Annotated in this window: 20 protein-coding genes; 16 read left to right on the top strand and 4 right to left on the bottom strand. The window is 48.3% G+C overall.

Going from position 1 to position 22,976, the window contains the following annotated elements:
- Positions 1–97: 97 nt before the first annotated feature.
- The gene (mnmE, locus tag N3Z11_RS12750; protein ID WP_260657570.1) at positions 98–1,462 is read left to right on the top strand and encodes a tRNA uridine-5-carboxymethylaminomethyl(34) synthesis GTPase MnmE; all 1,365 of its coding nucleotides are present in this window, start codon (positions 98–100) and stop codon (positions 1,460–1,462) included.
- 131 nt (positions 1,463–1,593) lie between these two features.
- On the opposite strand, the gene N3Z11_RS12745 is transcribed toward mnmE, so the two are convergent.
- From N3Z11_RS12745 to N3Z11_RS12730, 4 genes are all read right to left on the bottom strand, one after another.
- Positions 1,594–2,133 (bottom strand): YbhB/YbcL family Raf kinase inhibitor-like protein, encoded by a 540-nt coding sequence (locus N3Z11_RS12745; RefSeq protein ID WP_260657569.1) that lies wholly within the window; start codon positions 2,131–2,133, stop codon positions 1,594–1,596.
- A 94-nt stretch (positions 2,134–2,227) separates the two neighbouring features.
- Positions 2,228–5,170 (bottom strand): TolB family protein, encoded by a 2,943-nt coding sequence (locus tag N3Z11_RS12740; protein WP_260657568.1) that lies wholly within the window; start codon positions 5,168–5,170, stop codon positions 2,228–2,230.
- Positions 5,171–5,290: 120 nt separating this feature from the next.
- Positions 5,291–5,734, bottom strand: coding sequence for a thioredoxin TrxC (gene trxC / locus N3Z11_RS12735; protein WP_409566869.1), 444 nt, complete (start codon positions 5,732–5,734; stop codon positions 5,291–5,293).
- 294 nt (positions 5,735–6,028) lie between these two features.
- Entirely contained in the window at positions 6,029–7,855 is a 1,827-nt protein-coding gene (locus N3Z11_RS12730; protein WP_260657567.1) for a DEAD/DEAH box helicase, read from the bottom strand.
- A 166-nt stretch (positions 7,856–8,021) separates the two neighbouring features.
- Here N3Z11_RS12730 and mioC point away from each other — a divergent pair, with 166 nt between their 5' ends.
- From mioC to N3Z11_RS12655, 15 genes are all read left to right on the top strand, one after another.
- Entirely contained in the window at positions 8,022–8,477 is a 456-nt protein-coding gene (mioC, locus tag N3Z11_RS12725; protein ID WP_260657566.1) for an FMN-binding protein MioC, read from the top strand.
- Between the two features lie 693 nt (positions 8,478–9,170).
- Positions 9,171–11,060, top strand: a complete 1,890-nt coding sequence (gene mnmG, locus N3Z11_RS12720; RefSeq protein ID WP_260657565.1) for a tRNA uridine-5-carboxymethylaminomethyl(34) synthesis enzyme MnmG — start codon at positions 9,171–9,173, stop codon at positions 11,058–11,060.
- A 12-nt stretch (positions 11,061–11,072) separates the two neighbouring features.
- Positions 11,073–11,696, top strand: a complete 624-nt coding sequence (gene rsmG / locus N3Z11_RS12715; RefSeq protein ID WP_260657564.1) for a 16S rRNA (guanine(527)-N(7))-methyltransferase RsmG — start codon at positions 11,073–11,075, stop codon at positions 11,694–11,696.
- 20 nt (positions 11,697–11,716) lie between these two features.
- Positions 11,717–12,511, top strand: a complete 795-nt coding sequence (locus N3Z11_RS12710) for a ParA family protein (protein WP_260657563.1) — start codon at positions 11,717–11,719, stop codon at positions 12,509–12,511.
- 22 nt (positions 12,512–12,533) lie between these two features.
- Positions 12,534–13,433, top strand: coding sequence for a ParB/RepB/Spo0J family partition protein (locus N3Z11_RS12705; RefSeq protein ID WP_260657562.1), 900 nt, complete (start codon positions 12,534–12,536; stop codon positions 13,431–13,433).
- 128 nt (positions 13,434–13,561) lie between these two features.
- Complete coding sequence (locus N3Z11_RS12700; protein ID WP_260657561.1) at positions 13,562–13,954, top strand: ATP synthase subunit I; 393 nt, start codon at positions 13,562–13,564, stop codon at positions 13,952–13,954.
- A gap of 2 nt (positions 13,955–13,956) precedes the next feature.
- The gene (gene atpB, locus N3Z11_RS12695) at positions 13,957–14,751 is read left to right on the top strand and encodes a F0F1 ATP synthase subunit A (RefSeq protein ID WP_260657560.1); all 795 of its coding nucleotides are present in this window, start codon (positions 13,957–13,959) and stop codon (positions 14,749–14,751) included.
- Positions 14,752–14,802: 51 nt separating this feature from the next.
- Positions 14,803–15,036, top strand: a complete 234-nt coding sequence (gene atpE / locus N3Z11_RS12690; protein WP_260657559.1) for a F0F1 ATP synthase subunit C — start codon at positions 14,803–14,805, stop codon at positions 15,034–15,036.
- Between the two features lie 48 nt (positions 15,037–15,084).
- Positions 15,085–15,555: a F0F1 ATP synthase subunit B gene (atpF, locus tag N3Z11_RS12685; protein WP_260657558.1), complete on the top strand. Its 471-nt coding sequence runs from the start codon at positions 15,085–15,087 to the stop codon at positions 15,553–15,555.
- A 12-nt stretch (positions 15,556–15,567) separates the two neighbouring features.
- Positions 15,568–16,101 carry a F0F1 ATP synthase subunit delta gene (gene atpH, locus N3Z11_RS12680; RefSeq protein ID WP_260657557.1) on the top strand — a complete coding sequence of 178 codons (534 nt, stop codon included), beginning with the start codon at positions 15,568–15,570 and terminating at the stop codon, positions 16,099–16,101.
- Between the two features lie 14 nt (positions 16,102–16,115).
- The gene (gene atpA, locus N3Z11_RS12675) at positions 16,116–17,657 is read left to right on the top strand and encodes a F0F1 ATP synthase subunit alpha (RefSeq protein WP_260657556.1); all 1,542 of its coding nucleotides are present in this window, start codon (positions 16,116–16,118) and stop codon (positions 17,655–17,657) included.
- A 61-nt stretch (positions 17,658–17,718) separates the two neighbouring features.
- The gene (atpG, locus tag N3Z11_RS12670; protein ID WP_260657555.1) at positions 17,719–18,579 is read left to right on the top strand and encodes a F0F1 ATP synthase subunit gamma; all 861 of its coding nucleotides are present in this window, start codon (positions 17,719–17,721) and stop codon (positions 18,577–18,579) included.
- Positions 18,580–18,618: 39 nt separating this feature from the next.
- On the top strand, positions 18,619–20,004 hold the full coding sequence (atpD, locus tag N3Z11_RS12665; RefSeq protein WP_260657554.1) for a F0F1 ATP synthase subunit beta: 1,386 nt from the start codon (positions 18,619–18,621) through the stop codon (positions 20,002–20,004).
- Between the two features lie 23 nt (positions 20,005–20,027).
- Positions 20,028–20,444 carry a F0F1 ATP synthase subunit epsilon gene (locus tag N3Z11_RS12660; protein WP_260657553.1) on the top strand — a complete coding sequence of 139 codons (417 nt, stop codon included), beginning with the start codon at positions 20,028–20,030 and terminating at the stop codon, positions 20,442–20,444.
- 384 nt (positions 20,445–20,828) lie between these two features.
- Positions 20,829–22,922, top strand: a complete 2,094-nt coding sequence (locus tag N3Z11_RS12655) for a transcriptional regulator (protein WP_260657552.1) — start codon at positions 20,829–20,831, stop codon at positions 22,920–22,922.
- The last annotated feature ends 54 nt before the right edge of the window (positions 22,923–22,976 follow it).

Here is a 22,976-nt window from a genome sequence, read left to right as displayed (position 1 = left end):
TCGCCTTTTGACGTAACGCCTGACAATGCCCATTCTTTTAATGGGCATTTTTTTATGACAAAACAGCACAAGCTGCTGCAGAAAATTCGAGGTTCAGATGTTCGCCACAGATACCATAGCGGCACAAGCCACAGCGCCGGGCAGAGCAGGCGTAGGCATATTGCGCATCTCAGGTCCGGCGGTAAAGGCGGTGGCACACGCCATTTTGCGTAAAATTCCCAAAGCCCGTTATGCCGAATATCTGCCCTTTTATGCGGCTGATGGTTCTGTGCTGGATCAGGGCATTGCGCTGTATTTCCCTGGCCCCAACTCCTTTACCGGCGAAGATGTGCTGGAGCTGCAGGGCCACGGCGGCCCGGTGCTCTTGGATATGCTGCTGCGCCAGTTATTGCAGTTGCCGGATGTACGTATTGCCAGACCAGGCGAATTTTCTGAGCGGGCCTTTTTAAACGACAAACTGGATCTCACCCAGGCCGAAGCCATTGCAGATTTAATAGATGCCAGTTCAGAGCAAGCAGCCCGTTCTGCGATGCAGTCTTTGCAGGGTGAGTTTTCACGGAAAATCCATGATTTAGTGGAAAAGGTGATTTACCTGCGTATTTATGTTGAAGCAGCCATCGACTTTCCCGATGAAGAAATCGACTTTTTGTCCGACGGTAAAGTGGCTGGCGATTTAGCAGAAATTATTCAGGATTTAGCCGGCATTCAAAAACAGGCCACTCAGGGCAGTATTTTGCGCGAAGGCATGAAAGTGGTGATTGCAGGCCGCCCCAATGCCGGTAAATCCAGTTTATTAAACGCGCTGGCCGGGCGTGAAGCCGCTATTGTCACCGACATTGCTGGCACCACCCGCGACGTGCTGCGCGAGCATATCCATATCGACGGTATGCCACTGCATATCATCGATACCGCAGGTTTACGCGAAGCCACCGACAAAGTGGAGCAGATTGGCATAGAGCGCGCCTGGCAAGAGATTGAACAAGCCGACCGCGTGCTCTTTATGGTGGACAGCACCACCACCACCGCAATAAGCCCGGCTCAAATCTGGCCTGAGTTTATAGAACGTTTACCCAAAACTCTTGGCGTGACAGTGGTGCGCAATAAAGCCGACTTAACAGGTGAACAAATTGGCGCCAATAACGAAGGTGACACGCCGGTGTTCCATATTTCCGCTAAAACCAATCAGGGTATAGATGCTTTGCGTGATCATCTCAAAGCCTGTATTGGTTTTGAAGCCAGCACAGAAGGCAGTTTTATTGCCCGTCGCCGCCATCTCGATGCGTTGGCACGCGCTATGGAACATCTGGAAATTGGTGAACATCAGCTGCATAACCATCTGGCCGGTGAACTGCTGGCGGAAGAGCTGCGTTTAACCCAACAACATCTGAATGAAATTACCGGTGAATTTAGCTCAGACGATTTGCTGGGTCGTATTTTCAGCTCGTTTTGTATCGGAAAATAACAGCTGCCACGAACACATAACAGCACCCCACTTGTTAAAAACAGCTAAACACTACTCACAACAAAGCCAGCATTAAGCTGGCTTTGTTGTTTTAACTTCCGGCAATTCTCAGCACTGTTTAGCGGCTGATCTTAGCGGGCGTAAGTGGCTGTCAGGGTCTTTTTTGCTAATGCTTTGGAATTTAAGGTGTAACCCACAACAGCAGCGTTAGCGTTGTCCGGCACCGGCAATTTTGCATCCGGTAAAGCCCAGACGGTAAACTGGTAACGGTGCATCCCATGGCCTACCGGCGGGCAGGCTCCACCAAAATCTTTAATGCCATAGTCATTGTTGAAACTGCGGCTGCCTGCAGGCATTTTACCACCGGCAGAACCGGCGCCTTGCGCCAGACCGGTATTTTCCACCGCAATATCGGCCACCAACCAGTGCCACCAGCCTGAACCCGTTGGTGCATCCGGGTCATACACTGTTACGGCAATACTTTTGGTGCCTGCCGGCAAGTCTTTCCAGTTCAGTGCCGGTGACTTATTGTCACCGCCACAGCCAAAACCGGAAAACTCGAAGGTTTTTGCCATAAAGTGACCTTCCTGAATATCCGGACTGCTGACTTCCAGCGCCAGCACGGGTAAAGCCAACACAAAAGAACCAGCGATACAGAGTTGTTTTAACATAAAATTTCCTTCTTGTTAGTGCCGCTAAATCGCTTATGGTAAAGCACTATAACGGCGCCAACAGCTGGCCGGCAAGGCCAGCATTCTCAGATCTTTAGAACTGGTAACCCAGATGCAACCAAAGCGCCGTGTCTTGTTCTGCATCCTCAGGGGATATGCGGAACAAGCCGAGATCCAACTGCAGATCGCTGAGGCTGACCGGCCCGACACCAAAACTCAGTGGCAGATCAACAGCCACACCATAAGTGTCCAGATCCGCTGTACCGGCAAACTGGTGACGACGGTACAACAGACGCAAAGGTGGCATCGACTGATGCGCCAGGCTCAGCTGATAACGACGATAGTCCTGGCCCTGCAGCGTGGCAAAAGCCAGTTCAGATGACAAAATCCGGTTTGGATCTACTGCGGCAGTCATCGCAGCTGAACTAAAACCACCGAGTCGCAGCAGCGCATCCTGTTGCCAACGGCGCTGCCAGCGGCCTTCCACAGCTAAAATCCAGTCTTGCCAGCGGCCATGCACCTCAGGTGCCCAGTCCACACCACGCCAGCTGTCACCGGCACTCTGGTGGTAACTAAAGCTGTTGGCAAAACCAAGTCCCCAACTGTTGCGTTGATGCTGCCAGCTCTGAGTCAACACTAAACTGGCACTGCTGTTTTGATCGTCCGGTAATAACTCGCCGTTACCCAAACTGCCGGTTAAATCCAATTCACGCAGTTGTAATTGTTGGTCAAATTGCCACTCACCGGCGCGCCATGGATAACTCAGCTGCAATAAAGCAGATTTTTGTTTTTCCAAACCCTGCCCGAAATTTTGCTGACCACTCAGGTCCAGCCTGGATTGTTGCAGTGACAGTAAAACTTTAACCGGCCAGCCCTGATAACGCACTGCGCCAAAAGCAGCGCTAAAATCGTTGTGGCTAAGGTCCTTTTGTACACCCAACTGATAATCCAGCATTTTCACCGGATCGCCACCTTTTAACGCAATGCCAATAGCATCAGGCGTAAAGTTACTGAAGTGGTAATGCAGCGTCAGACTTTGTTGTTGTGGACCCACACCATAAGGCTGTTGGCTGGCGCCAACCGGCGCTCCCTGATGCACCTGCACCTCTGGCATCCGCAGATGATTTTGTACAGGCACAGTGTCCGTTCTGCTGGTATGGGTTTGGCTGGCGATATCACCAACGGCCGGCTTGATTGAGTTTTTTGCCAGTAACCAGGAACCTTCGCTGTTGGTATTAGCGGCAAAACTTGTCACTTCAACGGCATTAAATTGTTCAGTCAGATACAAATCCGGCCCTTGCTGATTGACCAGCTGCAACAATAATGAACCATTTTTCATTGGCACCGGCATTTGTACCATTTCCGCGCCATGAGTCAGCTGCCAAAGCTTTTTGCTTGATAAATCATATCGATACAAGCACAAACGTCCTTGCTGGCTGGCAACAAAAAACAACGACTTGCCATCAGTGCTCCAGCTTGGATACGACAGAAACTGATAACCCTCCGGCATTGGCACCAGTTGCTGCAACTGACCGGCTACATCACGCAGCTGTAATTGCCAGCCTTGTTGCGGAGCAAAGTGCAGCACAGCTAGTTGCTGTTGATTTGGTGAAATTCTAGGAAAATCATAAATTTGCTCAAGCGCAGCTTCAGTCTGCGGCTGAATATCCCCGGTGGCGATGTCAAGCCGTACCAAATCGGCATAACCGGCTTGCTGACGCTCAGCAATAATAAAACGGCCATCCGGGCTAACATCAAAGCGGCGTAAGCCAGCATTCTGACTCAACGCCTTCACTTCACCCGAAGGCAGGTGCCACAAAAACAAATCCTGCTGCGAATTGCCAAATTGATCCTTGGTGTTCGCACCAAAAACTAATGTCTCTGCATTTAACCAACGCGGGTCACGCATGCCAGTGAAATTGCGCTGTTCCAGCAGATATTTTTGCTCAGGGTTAAAACTGGCTGGTTCAGTATCAACAACATCCTGCTTGTCGTTTTCCAGCAGTTCTTTCTGGCTTTGCTGAAACTTTTCCCTGGCTTTTTGGTTATCCGCAGTTAAAAACACCTGCAGTTGGCTTTGCTCACGACTGTCATCAGTCACCACAGCCAATAAAGTACCATCCGGACTTAACGCCGGGCTCTGCTGGCGGCCTTTGCTGTTTAACCAGAGTTTGGCTTGCAGCGGCTGCAGTTGTTGCTGCAGCTGCATACTCTGGAAACTATATTCGGCGACAAAACGTTGATACAAAGTCTGGGCACTGACGCCATACACACCTTCAAAAGCCTGATCAAAGCTGCGATTTTTTATTGCCACCTGACGGGTCCAGACCGTATCGAGTTTTTCGACACCATAATTCTGTTCCAGCCAGGCCAGAAAACGGGCACCCACCAGATAAGCAAAACCGCGGGCCTGATAACGTCCGTCAGCAATATTCAACTCGTTATAACGTGGTAAAGCACCTTCCTGCGCCAGCTGCTGTAACCAGGCTTCAGCATAAGCGCTGTACAGCCGGCCTTTACCGGTCAGCTTCGACTCCTGCAAAGTGGCATAACCTTCACTGACCCAGCGCGGGCTATCCAGCCTTGTCAGATCTGACAACTGTGACAGCTGATTCAGTTTGTCACGCCAGGCGCTACGCTCCGGCTGTGCCAGATGCACCAGGTGAATATATTCATGCAATGCAACCAGCTGCATCCAGCCGGATAAATGATGTAAAGCACTGTCAGACTGCGGCGCTGTGGCAAAAAGCGCCATGGTTGGTGTGTGACTGAGCGGCAGGGCAAAACCGTTTGGAGCATTGTCGGGGTCAAGCAGCACCACATCCGTTTTTTTGGCAAGCTGCCGTTGTTGTTGTTTTAATACTAAAGCACGGCTTTGCTCCAGCTCATGGCTGGCATTTTGCGCCAGCCCCTGAAACTCTTTTGGAAACATCAGCCGGAAATGTTCGGTTTCCAGCAACTGCCAGTTTTGCTCTTGTGGACTTTTTGCTTCGGCATGAAGGCACAGCAACAGGGCTGGCCAGGCTAACTTTTTCATCAATGATCCATTTGTGATTGGTTTGTAAAAAAACGCAACTCTAATGGATTAGCGCAGAAAAACACCAGCCAAAAAGATTAATGTTATTCGTTGAATTGTAAACAAAATTTACATGTTTCTTTATTCGGCTTTTTTCAGTTTTGGTTTTTGTTGCTGCAACCACTGATAAAACTGTTGTTTTGGTAAAGCACCGGATAACTGGGCTATCAGTTCACCTTGCTGGAACAACATCAGGGTTGGAATAGAGCGGATCTGAAACTGTGCAGCCAGTTGTTGCTGTTGTTCCGTATTAATTTTGCCAAAACGAAAGTCGGGTTCCAGCTCGCGTGCAGCCAGGGCAAATACAGGCGCAAAATTCTGGCAAGGGCCACACCAGCTGGCCCAAAAATCCAGCACTATTGGCAATTCAGATTTTTGTACCAAATTGGCAAAATTCATATTGTTGATCTCAACCGGCACACCAGAAAACAAAGGCGCTTTGCACTTGCCACAGACAGGCACTGCCGACAATTTGGCAGCTGCCACCCTATTTAATCCAGCACAATGAGGGCAAGCAATAATCATCAGGATCTCCAGACAGAAGCAGTTTTATACTGTGGGATCTGAGGGGGAATCACAGCAGTTTCAAGGGCGCAGCCCCATTATTCAAAGTCATGCTTGTGCTCACCTGATATGTGCGGGCGCCGGTGTCAGACTCTGGGCAAACCAAGTGCTCTGAGAATAGCTGAGCGGCATCTGTTGCGGTCATTCATACAGCGTCTGGGCTATTCATGAAAAAGTGGCAAACAACCACAGGCTCTGAGCATTTTCAGCCATAAAAAAACCACCCGAAGGTGGTTTTTTGTTATCAATCCGCTGTTATTCGCGGGTACGGCGTTTTGGCGCTGCACCTGGACGCGGGCCTGCACCAGCTGGCGCTGATGAAGGACGACGATCACCGGCTGGACGCTCAGCGCGATCACCACCCCGGTCACCACCACTATGACCGCCGGTATCCACACTGATATTCAGTTTTTGCTTACGCACATAAACTTTTTTCAGATGCTGGAAGATTTCGGTTGGAATATCTGCCGGCAGTTCAACTGTTGAGAAATGGTCAAACAGTTTAATGTTACCGATAAACTGGCTGTCGATATTCGCTTCGTTCGCGATAGCACCAACAATGTCACCTGCACGCACACCGTGTTCTTTACCCACTTCAATACGGTAAGTATTGTAGTTGCCTTGCATTTCACGACGTGGACGCGGGCCGCGCTCAGGGCGATCACCGCGCTCTGGTCTGTCGCCCCTTTCAAAACGTGGACGATCTCCACGCTCAGGACGATCCGGTCTGTCACCACGGGCATGAGGTTCACGGATTTCCGGGAACTGTTTGGCCACGTTTAACGGCTGATCTTTTTGTGCAAGGAACAACAGCGCCGCAGCTAAATCTGCATCTGTTGTTTCCAGTTTTTCACGCCAATCGTTAATTAAGTCCTGGAAGAAACTTAAGTTTTTAGCTTCGATGGTGTTGGCCAGTTGTTCACGGAATGACTCAATACGGCGCTGTTCGATCACTTCACCTGTTGGCAGCGACATTTTTTCAATCGGTTGGCGGGTAGCGTGTTCGATAGTGCGTAATAAACGACGTTCACGTGGTGACACAAACAGAATGGCTTTACCTAAACGACCGGCACGACCAGTACGGCCAATACGGTGTACATAAGCTTCACTGTCGTACGGAATGTCATAGTTGATAACCAGGCTGATACGTTCAACGTCCAGACCACGGGCAGCAACGTCTGTTGCCACAATAATATCAATCTGACCTGCTTTTAAGCGGCGAATGGTTTGTTCGCGGTTGGCCTGGTTCATATCGCCATTGAGGCAAGCTACAGCATAACCGCGAGCACCTAATTTTTCGGAAATTTCCTCAGTTGCACTTTTGGTACGCACAAAAATGATGCTGGCGTCATATTCTTCGCCTTCCAACACGCGCGTTAACGCATCCAGCTTCTGATTACTGTCGAGCATGACATAACGCTGAGTAATACGCTCTACGGTGCTGGTTTTGGATTCAATTTTGATTTCCTGGGCATTTTTCAGGTGTTTCTGTGCAATAGCACGGATTTGCGACGGCATAGTAGCCGAGAACATCGCCACCTGACGGCCTGCCGGAGTGGCATCCATAATGGTCTGCACGTCATCAATAAAGCCCATCCGCAGCATTTCGTCGGCTTCATCCAGCACGATAGCGCGCAGTTTATCTAACTGCAGCGTGCCACGATCCAGGTGATCAAGGATACGACCCGGGGTACCAACAATCACCTGAGAACCACGTTTTAATGATTTCAGCTGGTTGGTATAACTTTGACCACCATATAAAGGCAGTACATGGAAAGCCGGCATAAAGCGGGCATAAGCCTGGAATGCTTCTGCAACCTGGATCGCCAGTTCGCGGGTTGGAGCTAATACCAGAATTTGTGGTTCGTTTTGGGCCGGATCAAGCCGGGCTAACAGTGGCAGCGCGAAAGCAGCAGTTTTACCTGTACCGGTTTGCGCCTGACCCAGTAAGTCTTCTCCCGCTAACAGTTTTGGGATGGCCGCCGCCTGGATTGGCGATGGAGTTTCATAACCCAATTCTGTAACTGCACGCAAAATTGCATCTGGCAGATCAAGCTGGGAAAAAGTCAGGGACTCAGACATATATTGTATAAACCTCAATAACACGCAGGCGATAGGTGGTTGTGCTATTGTAGTTTTACAGAGCCTGCTTTGCTGTAAAAATACCCCAAATGTGCAAAAAGCGTGGCTTTGCACATTTTTATTCCAGTAGTATAGCCAATCATTTTTCCTGACAAAGGTTTGACAGATGATTGAGATCCTCGTGGGCAGCCAAATGGGCGCAGCTGAATACACTGCTGAACAAGTAGCTGATACACTGGTACAAGCGGGTTATGAAGTCAGGCTGCATCTGACACCCGAATTAGAACAACTATCCAGAAACGCTATCTGGTTAGTGATCACCTCGACCTACGGTGCGGGTGATCTGCCCGACAATATCCAACCCTTTGCGGATCAATTAGCACAAGATCGAAGTGATCTTACCACAGTTTCTTATGCCGTGATCACTTTAGGTGACTCCAGCTATGATACTTTTTGTCAGGCCGGTCGGAAAATGGAAGCTTTGTTGCAGATAAAAGGCGCGCAAAGTCTTGGTTTAGCTTTGAATATTGATGTACTTCAACCCGAACTGCCTGAGGACACAGCTTGTGCCTGGCTGCCTGAATTTATAAAAACTTTAGCGACGACAGAGCTTCAGCGCTAAAAGACAATTTTCAAACAGTACTGATATAAAAGTTTGATCCGGCTTACACCTGGCACAGGCATTATTTTTGGTCTGTGCTTAACACAGCTCTGAATTTAGAAATAAAAAAAGCGGGCTTTTCAGCCCGCCAACTACACAAGTCACTGTCCAGAAACTGGATTTCTAACGTACTTCCATGTTGGCATCAGCAATGAAACACCAACAAAACCAAGTATCTGTCTTTTAGCAGGCTAATTCTTAATATCAATCTGATAAATGCATGATAAAGCTCAGATCTGAGTTATGATCCAACTATACCTGCTTATCCACAAATTAATCATACTTTAAATATAAATGTGCATAAGTAGCGTATAACTAGCTTAATAACGTGGTATTATCCTCTTAATGAAATATTCACTTTGTTGCTCTGTGGATAAAACCTCAACTTGATCACAGGATCACGGCAGACAGATCCGGATCAGATCACAGTTTAGATCTTCCGTAAGATCTTGATCCTTTTCAGCAAAAATTGGTTATCCACCTAAAACTCGGTGCTTAGTAGTAAGAATAATAAAAAGATCTCTTTAAAGATCCTTATATATATTTAAAGTCAACTGAGGATCCGGATCAGATTTTAGCCATTTCGTTTCAGTGCCGATCCAGTTACAATACGTGCCCTTTTTTCGCGTTATCCTTGAAGTTGCAGAGGCAGATATGTTGTTCCAACAAAGTTACGATGTGATTGTAGTCGGCGGTGGCCACGCCGGTACCGAAGCCGCATTAGCAGCCGCACGCATGGGCATGCAAACTTTGCTGTTAACCCATAACGTAGAGACCCTGGGTCTGATGTCCTGTAACCCGGCGATTGGTGGTATTGGTAAAGGCCATCTGGTGAAAGAAATTGATGCACTCGGCGGCGCTATGGCAAAAGCTACAGATCTCGCTGGGATCCAATTCCGCACTCTGAACAGCTCTAAAGGCCCAGCTGTGCGGGCTACCCGCGCTCAGGCCGACCGTCAGTTATATCGTGCTGCTATCCGCAATATACTGGAAAACCAACCAAACCTGCAGATCTTCCAACAAGCCTGTGATGATTTAATTGTTGAACAGGATCAGGTGTGTGGTGTTGTCACCCAGATGGGTCTGAAATTCACCGCTAAAACTGTGGTACTCACTGTTGGCACTTTTCTCGGTGGCCAGATTCACATTGGCCTGGAAAACTATTCAGGCGGCAGAGCAGGCGATCCACCATCAATCGCCCTGGCAAAACGTTTAAGAGCCTTGCCTTTCAGAGTTGGCAGATTAAAAACCGGCACGCCACCAAGAATTGATGCGCGCAGTGTCGATTTTAACAAAATGCAGCCTCAGCCTGGTGATACCCCACTGCCTGTGATGTCTTTTATGGGCAAAGTCAGCGATCACCCGCAGCAGATCCCTTGTTTTATCACTTACACCAATGAAAAAACGCACGATATTATCCGTGGTGGTTTAGACAGATCGCCTATGTACACTGGTGTGATTGAAGGTATTGGCCCAAGGTATTGCCCTTCGATTGAAGACAAGATCAATCGTTTTGCAGATAAAGACAAACACCAGATCTTTATCGAGCCTGAAGGTTTAACCACCCACGAGTTGTATCCAAACGGTATTTCAACCAGCCTGCCTTTTGATGTGCAGCTGGCTTTAGTGCATTCAATTCCGGGTCTGGAAAATGCACACATCACCCGCCCTGGTTATGCCATTGAATATGACTTTTTTGATCCAAGAGATCTAAAAACATCGTTAGAAACCAAATTTATCAAAGGTTTATTCTTTGCCGGTCAAATTAACGGTACCACAGGTTATGAAGAAGCCGGTGCTCAGGGTTTGCTGGCCGGTTTAAACGCCGCACTGTTTGTACAGGAAAAAGAAGCCTGGGTGCCAAGCCGCGATCAGGCTTACACCGGCGTTTTGGTCGACGATCTGACCACCATGGGAACCAAAGAACCGTACCGCATGTTCACCAGCCGTGCTGAATACCGTCTGATGTTACGTGAAGACAACGCCGATTTACGCTTAACCACCAAAGGCCGTGAACTTGGCCTGGTGGACGACGCCCGCTGGGCGGCATTTAACGCCAAAATGGAACAGATAGAACTGGAACGCCAGCGCCTGAAACAAAGCTGGATCCATCCGCAGCATGTGGCTTTGGCAGAAGTAAATGCGTTATTAAAAACGCCGTTAAGCCGTGAAGCCAGCTTGGAAGATCTGATCCGCCGCCCTGAAGTGAATTATCAGGATCTGATGGCTATTGAAGGTGTTGGGCCTGCCCTCAGTGATGCGGCGGCAGCTGAACAGGTGGAAATCCAGATCAAATACGAAGGGTATATCAACCGGCAACAGGACGAAATTGCCAAACAGGAGCGCAACGAAAATACCCGTTTGCCGGCTCAGTTTGATTATGCCGTGGTCAAAGGTTTATCCAATGAAGTGGTGCTGAAACTGAATCAGGCGCAACCTGAAACCGTGGGTCAGGCTTCACGGATCTCCGGCATTACGCCAGCCGCTATTTCACTGTTGCTGGTGTTCCTGAAAAAACAGGGTTTGTTGCGTAAATCTGCTTAAGGTTGTGTTTGCATGTTAGAAAAATTACGTCAGCTGGTGGCACAAACCAGTCTGCAATTGTCAGAACAACAACTGCAACAACTGGTGCAGTATGTGCAGTTGCTGGACAAATGGAACAGCGCTTACAACCTGACATCAGTGCGCGACCCAATGGAAATGCTGGTCAAACACATTATGGACAGTCTGGCGGTGGCTCCTTTTGTCAAAGGGCAGCGCATTATAGATGTTGGCACTGGTCCTGGTTTACCTGGTATTCCGCTGGCTATTTGTTTTCCGGAAAAACAGTTCACCCTGCTCGACAGTCTGGGCAAAAGGATCCGTTTTTTAAATCAGGTGAAATTACAGCTGGGTTTACAGAATGTAACTCCACTGCAAAGCCGGGTGGAAGAGCATCAGCCGGTACAGGGTTATGATCAGGTGCTGAGTCGTGCTTTTGCTTCGTTAAGTGATATGATCGGCTGGTGTGCTCATTTGCCGGCAGATCATGGCCAATTTCTCGCCATGAAAGGTGCGCAGGTTGCAGAAGAAATTGCAGCTTTGCCGGATTTTGTTAAAGTTGTCGCCAACGAGACTTTACTGGTACCGGAACTGACCGGGCAGCGCTTTTTGGTCATCGTCGAAAAAATACCAGGCTGATTTACTTTCGAGGGAATGCTGTGGGAAAAATCATCGCTATTGCGAATCAGAAAGGTGGTGTAGGTAAAACCACAACCGCAGTCAATCTGGCCGCTTCGATGGCGGCAACCAAACGTAAAGTATTACTGATTGATTTAGACCCGCAGGGCAATGCCACTATGGGCAGTGGCGTTGATAAATACGAAGTGCCGGCAACAGCCTATGAGTTGTTGGTGGACGAAAAACCACTGCCGGAAGTGGTGGTAAAAGAAACTGCCGGTGGTTATCACCTGGTGGCTGCCAATTCAGATGTCACAGCAGCTGAAGTGCGTTTGCTGGACGTGTTTGCCCGCGAACTGCGCCTGCGTAATGCACTGAAAAACTACCGCGACCAATACGATTTTATTTTTATTGATTGCCCGCCTTCGCTCAATATGCTGACCGTCAATGCCATGGCAGCAGCTGATTCAGTATTAGTGCCGATGCAGTGTGAATATTATGCGCTGGAAGGTTTAACTGCTCTGGTGGAAACCATCAATAAACTGGCTGCTGTGGTCAATGCCGATCTGAAAATTGAAGGCATTTTGCGTACTATGTACGACCCGCGCAACCGGCTGGCCAACGACGTTTCTGAACAGTTAAAACGGCATTTTGGTGAAAAAGTATATCGTGCCGTGATCCCACGTAATGTCCGGCTGGCGGAAGCCCCCAGTTTTGGTACTCCGGTAATGTATTACGACAAAAGCTCGACCGGCGCAAAAGCCTACCTGGCACTGGCAGGGGAAATTTTGCGGCGTTCGGATAAAAAACAAGTAAAAACAGCAGCTTCTGTCTGAATTTTTAAGGAATTAAGGCGCAATGTCGGTAAAAAAACGTGGTTTAGGACGGGGTCTGGACGCATTATTAACTTCAGGCCGGCCGCAGGTTCAGGTCCAGGAAGTTGCTGAAACTCAGCCTGAAAGTCATCCACACGAATTACAAAAGTTGCCGATTGAGTGGTTAACACCAGGCAAATACCAACCCCGCAAAGACATGTCGCAGGAAGCACTGGACGATTTAGCCAGTTCTATCCGTGCCCAGGGGGTCATCCAGCCAATAGTTGTGCGCGAACTTGCTGCTGAGTCTTATGAAATTATCGCCGGTGAAAGACGCTGGCGCGCTTCACAAATTGCCGGTCTGGCCGAAGTGCCTTGTATCATCAAAAACGTGCCTGACGAAGCTGCTGTTGCCATTGCACTGATTGAAAATATTCAGCGGGAAGATCTCAATGCCATGGAAGAAGCTGTGGCATTACAGCGGCTTTTAACCGAATTTGAATTAACTCATCAACAGGTTGCTGACGCTGTTGGCAAATCCCGCACTACTGTGACCAACTTGTTGCGTCTGAATCAGCTGGCCGACGATGTGAAAACCCTGCTGGAGCATGGTGATATTGAAATGGGTCATGCCCGGGCTTTGCTTGCGCTCAGTGAAAGCCAGCAGTCTGATGCCGGTCGTATTATTGCCGCTAAGCAGCTGACAGTACGTGAAACAGAAAGTCTGGTGCGTCGTTTATTGGAACCTGCACCAGAAGCACAACCTAAGGTAAAAGACCCGGACGTAGCAGCGCTGGAGCAGCGGTTAAGTGAACGTTTTGCCGCGCCTGTCAGTATCAGTTACAGCAAAAAAGGCAAAGGCGAACTGGTGATCGGGTATAGCAATCTGAACGAACTGGATGGCATTTTGGAAAAGCTTGGTCTGACCCCGACTGAAAACTAAGCAGTTAGTTTACCAAAATACCGACAAATCAAGCCTTAGCGCCGCTTTTGGTTGCAAAAATAAGGCAGTTAAGTATACTTGCGCGAGTTTTTTGCGCTGTAGTTTGAGCATTCTACAGGTGGTATTCGTTGACTTTAACCACAACAAAACAGCGCTTCAGACTGATTTTTAAGACTTTTATCTGGCAGTTTGTTGCTGCATTGTTAGTTGCAGCTGGCGTTTATCTGGCTTTTGATGCCTTAGGCGCTAAATCTGCCCTGTATGGCGCGTTATGTGTAGTTGTGCCCCATTGTGTCTTTACGTGGTATGTGTTTCGTTTTCGCGGGACTGATCAGTTACAGCTGATTCTGAAGTCCATTTATCGCGGCGAAACCTTCAAATTTTTATTGATGGCATTGCTGGTGATGGCAGTGCTGAAACACGCTGTAATAGTCGATTGGCTATTTTTTGCCGGAATTGTTTCCGCTTTGATATTACAGGTGTTTTTACCGATTTTGATTAACTACGATAATTGGGACTAACGATGGCATCTGGTGCTGAGCTTACAAGCAAAGAGTATATTACCCACCACTTGACCAACTGGAGTGTCGGCGAGGGTTTTTGGACCTGGCACGTTGATACTTTAGGCTGGTCAATTCTTATGGGACTTGTGTTCCTGTTCTCCTTCCGTGCAGTGGCCAAAAAAGCCAATGCCGGTGTCCCGACCAAATGGCAATGTGCCGTTGAAATGGTCGTGGAGTTTATCAACGATACCGTCAAAGGTACCTTTCATGGCAAGAGCGCCGTTATTGCGCCTTTAGCCCTGACTATCTTTGTTTGGGTATTCCTGATGAACTTGCTGGACTTAGTGCCTGTTGACTTCATCCCTTACGCAGCCCAAATGATCGGTGCTGCCATGGGTTATGATCCGGCGCACGTTTACATGAAAATTGTACCAACCACAGACTTAAACATGACCTTCGCTCTGGCCATTGGTGTGTTTATCCTGATGATTGGTTACTCCATCAAGATCAAAGGCATCGGCGGTTTTATTAAAGAGCTGACCACTCAGCCGTTTAATACCCCTTGGTTGTACTGGTTCAACTTTATTCTGGAAGTGGTGGCGTTATTAGCCAAACCACTGTCACTGGCGCTGCGGTTATTCGGTAACCTGTATGCCGGCGAGCTGATCTTCATTCTGATTGCACTTCTGGGTGTATGGCAGTTACCACTGCACTTCCCATGGGCGATGTTCCACATTCTGGTTATTACACTGCAAGCCTTTATTTTCATGGTGTTAACAGTGGTATACCTGAGTATGGCGCACGAGCATCATTAATATCGATTTCGTTTTAACTTTAACTTTAACTTTAGAAACTCGGAGAAAATCATGGAAATGGTATTAGGTTTAAAATACATCGCTGTAGCTCTGTTAATCGGTTTCGGTGCTTTAGGTACTGCGATTGGTTTCGGTACTTTAGGTGGTAAGTTCCTGGAGTCTGCTGCACGTCAACCAGAATTAGCTCCTTCATTACAAGGTAAAATGTTTATCGTTGCTGGTCTGATCGACGCCATCGCGATGATCGGTGTTGCTATCGGTCTGTACATGCTGTTCGCTATCTAATTGGCAGCCAACAGAACATTTACTTTTTGTAATTAAGGAGAAGCGTTCGTGAATATTAACGCCACTCTCATTGGTGAGTTAATCGCGTTTTTGGTGTTCGTCATCGCCTGTATGAAATGGGTATGGCCACCAATTATCGGCGCCATTGAAACTCGCCAGCAAAAAATTGCAGATGGCCTGGCCGCGAGTGATCGCGCCGAACAGGACCTGCGTTTAGCGCAAGAGAATGCAAAGAAACAGCTGATCGAAGCAAAAGCTCAAGCTTCTGCCCTGATCGACCAGGCTAAAAAACGCGAAGCGCAGATTATTGACGAAGCTGCGGTGAAAGCGCAGGCAGAGCGGGAGAAAATCCTGGCTCAGGCCAAAGCTGAAGTTGAAGCTGAACGCATCCGGGCGAAAGAAGAGTTACGTAAGCAAGTTGCTGCTCTGGCAGTTGCCGGTGCAGAACGTATTCTTCAACGTTCGATTGATGAAGCTGCCCACAGCGACATCCTGGAAAAACTGGTTGCAGAACTATAAAGAGGAAGAGCCATGTCTGAACTGACGATTGTCGCTCGTCCTTATGCCAAAGCGGCGTTTGACTATGCAGTTGAACAAAACGCTTTGGCGGCCTGGGCCGACATGCTGTTTTTTGCTGCTGAAGTAGCAAACAACGCTGTTGTTGCCGAGCGCCTGCAAAACAACAGCGGTGCAGAAGCACAGGCTGAGTTTTTTATCCAGGTTTGTGGTGCGCAACTCAATGAACAAGGTCAGAACTTGATTAAAGTGATGGCTGAAAACAAACGTTTATTGGCGTTGCCTGCTGTGTTGGAAGCATTTTTGTTGTTAAAAGCCGAACACGAAAAAGAAGCAACTGTTGATGTTGTTTCTGCCACGGTTCTGAGCGCGGCACAACAGGAAAAGCTTGTCACAGCTTTGTCACAGCGTTTAGCACGCAATGTTAAGTTGAACTGTAGCGTAGACCCGACTGTTGTCGGTGGTATGTTAATCAAAGCCGGTGATATGGTTATTGATGGCTCAGTTCGCGGTAAGTTAGACCGTTTAGCCACTGCGCTGCAGTCATAATTGGGGATTAGAGCATGCAACTGAATTCCACTGAAATCTCTGAACTGATCAAACAACGTATTGCTCAGTTTGAAGTTGTCAGTGAAGCTCGTAACGAAGGTACTATCGTGTCTGTTACCGATGGTATCATCCGTATCAATGGCCTTGCTGACTGTATGCAAGGTGAGATGATTGAGCTTCCTGGTAACCGTTACGCTATCGCACTGAACTTAGAGCGCAGCTCTGTAGGTGCCGTAGTTATGGGTCCATATGCGGACCTGCGTGAAGGTATCAAAGTAAAAGCCACTGGCCGTATTTTAGAAGTGCCGGTAGGTCCAGGTCTGTTAGGTCGTGTGGTGAACACTTTAGGTGAACCAATCGACGGTAAAGGCCCGGTACAAGCTGCTGCATTTGCACCGGTAGAAAAAATTGCTCCAGGCGTAATCGACCGTCAATCGGTTGACCAGCCAATGCAAACTGGTTACAAATCAGTAGACTCGATGATTCCAATCGGCCGTGGCCAGCGTGAGCTGATCATCGGTGACCGTCAGACTGGTAAAACAGCTCTGGCCATCGACGCCATCATCAACCAGAAATCTTCTGGCGTGAAATGTATTTACGTTTGTATCGGTCAGAAAGCTTCGACCATCGCCAACGTAGTACGTAAGCTGGAAGAGCACGGTGCACTGGCCCACACTATCGTGGTTGTTGCATCTGCTTCTGAAGCTGCTGCGCTGCAATTCCTGGCACCATACTCTGGTTGTACCATGGGTGAATACTTCCGTGACCGCGGTGAAGATGCGCTGATCGTATACGATGACTTGTCAAAACAAGCTGTTGCTTACCGTCAAATCTCTCTGTTGTTACGCCGTCCACCAGGACGTGAAGCTTACCCGGGCGACGTATTCTATTTACACAGCCGTCTGTTAGAGCGTGCATCTCGTGTAAACGAGCATTATGTTGAGCGTTTAACCAACGGCGAAGTGAAAGGTAAAACCGGTTCTTTAACTGCACTGCCAATCATTGAAACCCAGGGTGGTGACGTTTCTGCATTCGTACCAACCAACGTGATTTCAATCACAGACGGTCAGATCTTCTTAGAATCTAACCTGTTCAACGCCGGTATCCGTCCAGCAGTTAACGCTGGTATTTCGGTATCTCGTGTTGGTGGTGCTGCGCAAACCAAGATCATCAAAAAGCTTGGCGGTGGTATTCGTCTGGCATTAGCTCAGTTCTCTGAACTGGCGGCATTTGCTCAGTTTGCTTCAGACCTGGACGACGCGACCCGTGCGCAGTTAGACCATGGTCAGAAAGTAACTGAACTGATGAAGCAGTTACAGTATGCGCCAATGGGCGTTGCTGATATGGGCGTGTCGATTTTTGCCATCGAAAAAGGCTACATGAAAGACGTTGAAGTTGCGAAAATTCTCGACTTCGAAGCTGCCCTGCTGGCTTATATGCACGCAGAGCACGGCGCATTCATGGCTGATCTGAACAAAACCGGTAACTACAACGACCAAATCGAAGCCACTATCAAAGGCGCGATTGAGAAGTTTAAAGCGACTCAAACCTGGTAATCAGGTGTTGGCATCGGGTGGTGGCAACACCACCCTTCGTTGAAATTTTCGGAGATTAGTCATGGCCGGCGCAAAAGAGATAAAAAGTAAGATCGGGAGTATTAACAATACTCGTAAGATCACCAGCGCTATGGAAAAGGTTGCAGTCAGCAAAATGCGCAGAGCGCAAGAGCGGGTTGCACAAAGCCGTCCATACGCTGAAGGTATGCGCAAAGTGATCGGTAATATCGCCAATGGTACCCTCGAGTTTCGTCACCCGTTCTTAACAGAACGTCCGGTGAAAAACGTCGGTTACATTGTGATATCAACAGACCGGGGTCTTTGCGGCGGCTTGAATACCAACGAATTTAAACGTGTGATGATCGACCTCAAAGCGTGGAAAGAACAAGGCGCTAATGCTGAGTTTGCCGTGATCGGCAACAAAGCCACTGCCTTCTTCAAACGTTTTGGCGGTAAAGTAGTTGCACAACAAGTGGGTTCAGGCGATACACCACGTTTGGCTGATGTCATTGGTACTGTGCGGGTAATGCTGAATGAATATTCTGAAGGCAAAATTGACCGTTTGTTCCTGGTATACAACAACTTTGTAAATACCATGAAGCAAGAGCCAGTGATTGAGCAACTCTTACCTTTGCCAAAAGCAGAGCTGTCAGCCAGAAGTCACAGCTGGGACTACATTTACGAGCCAGATCCAAAAGCTATCCTCGAGAAGTTAATGGACCGCTACGTAGAGTCTCAGGTTTATCAGGGTGTTGTGGAAAACGCAGCCAGCGAACAGGCAGCGCGGATGGTGGCAATGAAGGCCGCTACCGATAACGCCGGCAACCTGATGGATGACTTGAAACTGGTTTACAACAAAGCCCGTCAGGCAGCAATTACGCAGGAACTGAGCGAAATCGTCGCCGGTGCTGCCGCTGTTTAACGCTTAGGTTTACAGGTTTGAGAAATTAGAGGAATTAACATGAGTCAAGGTAAGGTAGTCCAAATCATTGGCGCCGTTGTGGATATCGACTTTCCACAAGAATCGGTACCTGGTATCTATGACGCGTTAAACGTAACAAACGGCGACCTGGCTGGTTTAGTACTTGAAGTACAGCAGCAGTTAGGTGGCGGTACTGTTCGTACCATCGCGTTAGGTTCAACTGACGGTCTGCGTCGTGGTGCTGAAGTGACCAACACTGGCAAAGCGATTCACGTACCAGTAGGTAAAGCAACACTCGGCCGTATCATGAACGTGCTGGGCGAGCCAATCGACGAAGCCGGTCCAATCGGTGAAGAAGAGCGTTGGGCTATCCACCGTTCTGCACCAAGCTACGAAGATCAGGCTGCTTCAAACGCACTGTTAGAAACAGGTATCAAGGTTATCGACCTGGTATGTCCGTTTGCAAAAGGTGGTAAAGTTGGTCTGTTCGGTGGTGCCGGTGTTGGTAAAACCGTAAACATGATGGAACTGATCCGTAACATCGCAATCGAGCACAGCGGTTATTCAGTATTCGCCGGTGTAGGTGAGCGTACCCGTGAAGGTAACGACTTCTACCACGAAATGAACGACTCAAACGTTCTGGACAAAGTATCACTGGTGTATGGCCAGATGAACGAGCCGCCAGGAAACCGTTTACGTGTAGCTCTGACCGGTCTGACCATGGCCGAGAAGTTCCGTGACGAAGGTCGTGACGTACTGTTCTTCGTAGATAACATCTACCGTTACACCCTGGCCGGTACTGAAGTATCAGCACTGCTGGGCCGTATGCCATCTGCAGTAGGTTACCAGCCAACGCTGGCCGAAGAGATGGGTGTACTGCAAGAGCGTATCACTTCAACCAAAACTGGTTCTATCACTTCTGTACAAGCGGTTTACGTACCAGCGGACGACTTAACTGACCCGTCACCAGCGACTACGTTCTCTCACTTAGACGCGACAGTAGTTCTGAGCCGTAACATCGCTTCTCTGGGTATTTACCCGGCGATCGACCCACTGGATTCTACTTCTCGTCAGTTAGATCCACTGGTGATCGGTAAAGAGCACTATGAAGTGGCTCGTGGCGTACAGTCAGTACTGCAACGTTACAAAGAGTTAAAAGACATCATCGCGATCCTGGGTATGGACGAACTGTCTGATGAAGACCGTACTACTGTATTCCGCGCTCGTAAAATCCAGCGTTTCCTGTCGCAGCCGTTCTTCGTTGCTGAAGTATTCACTGGTTCGCCAGGTAAATACGTTCCGCTGAAAGAAACTATCCGTGGTTTCAAAGGCATTCTGGAAGGTGAATTTGATCACATGCCAGAACAAGCCTTCTACATGGTTGGTTCTATCGACGAAGCAATCGAAAAAGCGAAGAAGCTGTAATTTTACAGCTTTAGGAGAGCGAAATGGCGATGACAGTACAGTTGGACGTGGTAAGTGCCGAAGAGAAAATTTTCTCTGGCCTTGTTGAGTCCATTCAGGTTACTGGTAGCGAAGGTGAACTGGGTATTTTACCTGGCCACATTCCACTGCTGACTGGCATCAAGCCAGGTATGGTGCGGATTGTTAAACAGTTTGGTGAAGAGCATCTGATTTATGTTGCCGGTGGCGTGCTGGAAGTTCAGCCGCATGGTGTGATCGTGCTTGCCGACGTTGCAGTCCGTGCTGAAGACCTGGATGAGCAAGCCGCCCTGGCCGCCCAAAAACAGGCACAGGAAGCGATGCAACATGCCGGCGCTGACTTTAACTACGCAGAAGCAGCGGCTCAATTGGCCGAAGCAATTGCTCAGTTACGTCTGATCCAGAAACTGCGCAAAAAGTAATTTTTGCTGAGTTTGAAAAAGCCACCGCAAGGTGGCTTTTTTATTGCTGATTCAGGCGTACTGCAACACCAAACCCGATGGACACCGGACTTTTATCTATCACATCTTCCTTCGAACCTGCATTTATCGCGGATGAATGTTACAACTGTAAATTAAAGGTATAATCGGCCGCTTGTTGTCAACAACAGGCGCTGCTGTTGCGAACAGTTGAACGACAACAGATTAAGTTATTATTTATTAAGTACATAAATTGATGGTCGGCAAGGTTCGGTCAAAAGCTCAATGAAGTTTTGTTTGATACAGCTTCTGCATAACATGGATGCCGGTTCTTATAGTGAACATGCGATTGGAGCGGGCGCTTTTGGTTAACAGGTGGTTTTGCTGATGAGTGTGGTAAATATCGGGAAGTTTAATGTTGATGTCCCCGGGCGGCGTATTTTTAGCAACGAGGGAGAGCTTCCGGTCGAGCCAAAAGTGATCGATGTATTATGTTATTTAATGCAGCACCCGGATCGCTTTGTCAGCTTGCAGGAACTTCATGCCGAGGTCTGGTCAGGCCGGGTGGTCACTGACACTGCAGTTCGAAGAACCATCAGCAAACTGCGGCTGCTCTTGGAAGATACCGATCCCGATACCCCCCGTTATATCAGGTCGCAGATGAAACGCGGTTATCAGTTTATTTATCCGGCAGCTGCGGTTACAGCTGATGTTGCTTTGCCTGACAGCAGTCTGTACCTTTCCCCGCCAACTCAGCCCGACATGCCGCAGCAGCCCACGCTGAAACGCTTCAGAATTTGGCCCCTTGCCACTGTCTTATTACTGGTTATGTTGACGGTTCTCTACACGCTGCTGCCGGACGATAAAAAACAGCTGATGGCCACACACCAGCCTGTGGTTGAAATTGCCGGCGAAAAACGACTTTTGTCCGTGTCCGCTGACGGCCGCTTTCATACCTTTAGCGGCAGTCTGGGTAACAGCGGGCTTTGGCAACCTTATTTATACGATTTTAAGTTAGGTCAGTTGCAACGTATCCCTGTGTCTGAACAGGCTCTGTACCATCTTGTCGCTATGGTCAATAACAACACCCTGGCTATTTCCTCTTTTGAAGATGGCAAAGCAAAGTTGTATTTGTATGGGGTCACGGATTTAAAGGTGCCTGTCAGAACGCTGGAACTTGATGAATTATCTGACATTGGCCAGGCGGTGCCCTATAAAGATCAGTTTGTGCTGCTCAATGGTCGCAAAAAAGGTGAGCACAATGGCTTGTACTACCTGCTTGATACCGAAACCGCAGCGCTTACGCAATTTACCTACAGTTCTGTGCCCGGCAGTGTCGATTTTGGCGCCGTGTTGTCGCCGGATAAACGTCATCTTGCGCTGATCAGAAGTGATGCCAGTCACAGCGTACAAATTTATCGTGTTGCCGACAAAAAGTTAATTGCGCAGGAGTCCTTTGCGAAGGGGGCCGTTGTTGCTGATGAGTTAAACCTGATGTGGCTTAATGCAGAAGAGTTGCTGATTAATTTTGCCGACAAGCATAAAAAACTCAATATACAGAATGGTGTCATGACAGCTTTGCCCTGGCATGAACGTTTCACCGGCTTTGGCCGCGATGCTGCAGGCAATTATTTTGGTCTTTTGCTCAAACCACAAAACAGAGATTTTTTTCAGGTCCAACTTGCAGATCTGACGACAGTGCAGCGTTATTTTTCATTTCATGGTCAGGCGCTGAACCTGAGCTATGGCCGCATACCGGGTCAGCTCTGGCTGGTTGAACAGGCAAAATCAACCTATCAGTTGTCCCGTTTTTTTCCGCAGACCGGTGAAAAAAAGCTCAGTCTGGAGCAAGCCCAGCCCTTTATGGTGTTGGCCGAAACGCCGGACTATTTGCTGCTACTGCAACAATATCAGTTAAAACTGCTGGATCTGCACAGTAGCGAACTCAAAAACATCTCTTTTGAAAATCAGCAGGTGCACTACGCCATCCCGGTGTTGAACGGGGAGCAGATTATTTTTTCTGAACAAATAGGAGACGAATGGCTGGTTAATATTTACGACAGAAAATCCAACAGCCAAAGCCGGGTATTAAAAGGTTACCGTTTATTGTTGCCCTGGAAAAATCAGTATGTTGCAGCTGATGCCACGGGAAAGTTTTATCTGTTGGATGCCCATTATCAGCCAATCAAAACACTGCCGCTGACACTGAATGTTGCACACCGGCATCAGGTTGGTTTATACGGCGATAAGTTGATGACAACCAATTTAATGGCTGATGGCAACTGGGCTTTGGCCAGTTTGAACCTGGTGACGCAGGATTATCAGCGTCAGCTGAGCAGTACTTTACCGATAAAATCACAGTTTTCTTTTAATGATGACGCCAGCTCCGTCATCATTACAACGCAAAATGAAGTTGTGAATCAATTAGTTAAGCTTGGTTATAACTTTGGTTATAACTTTTCAGGCAATAAGTCACAGTAAAGTCCGCTGCCGGTTATCGAATAGCCAATGCTCCGTGGTTAGTTTGTAGCAACA

The sequence above is a fragment of the Rheinheimera sp. 4Y26 genome, from assembly GCF_025245835.1.
Lineage (GTDB): Bacteria > Pseudomonadota > Gammaproteobacteria > Enterobacterales > Alteromonadaceae > Pararheinheimera.
This window is presented reverse-complemented; position numbering and strand designations above follow the sequence as displayed.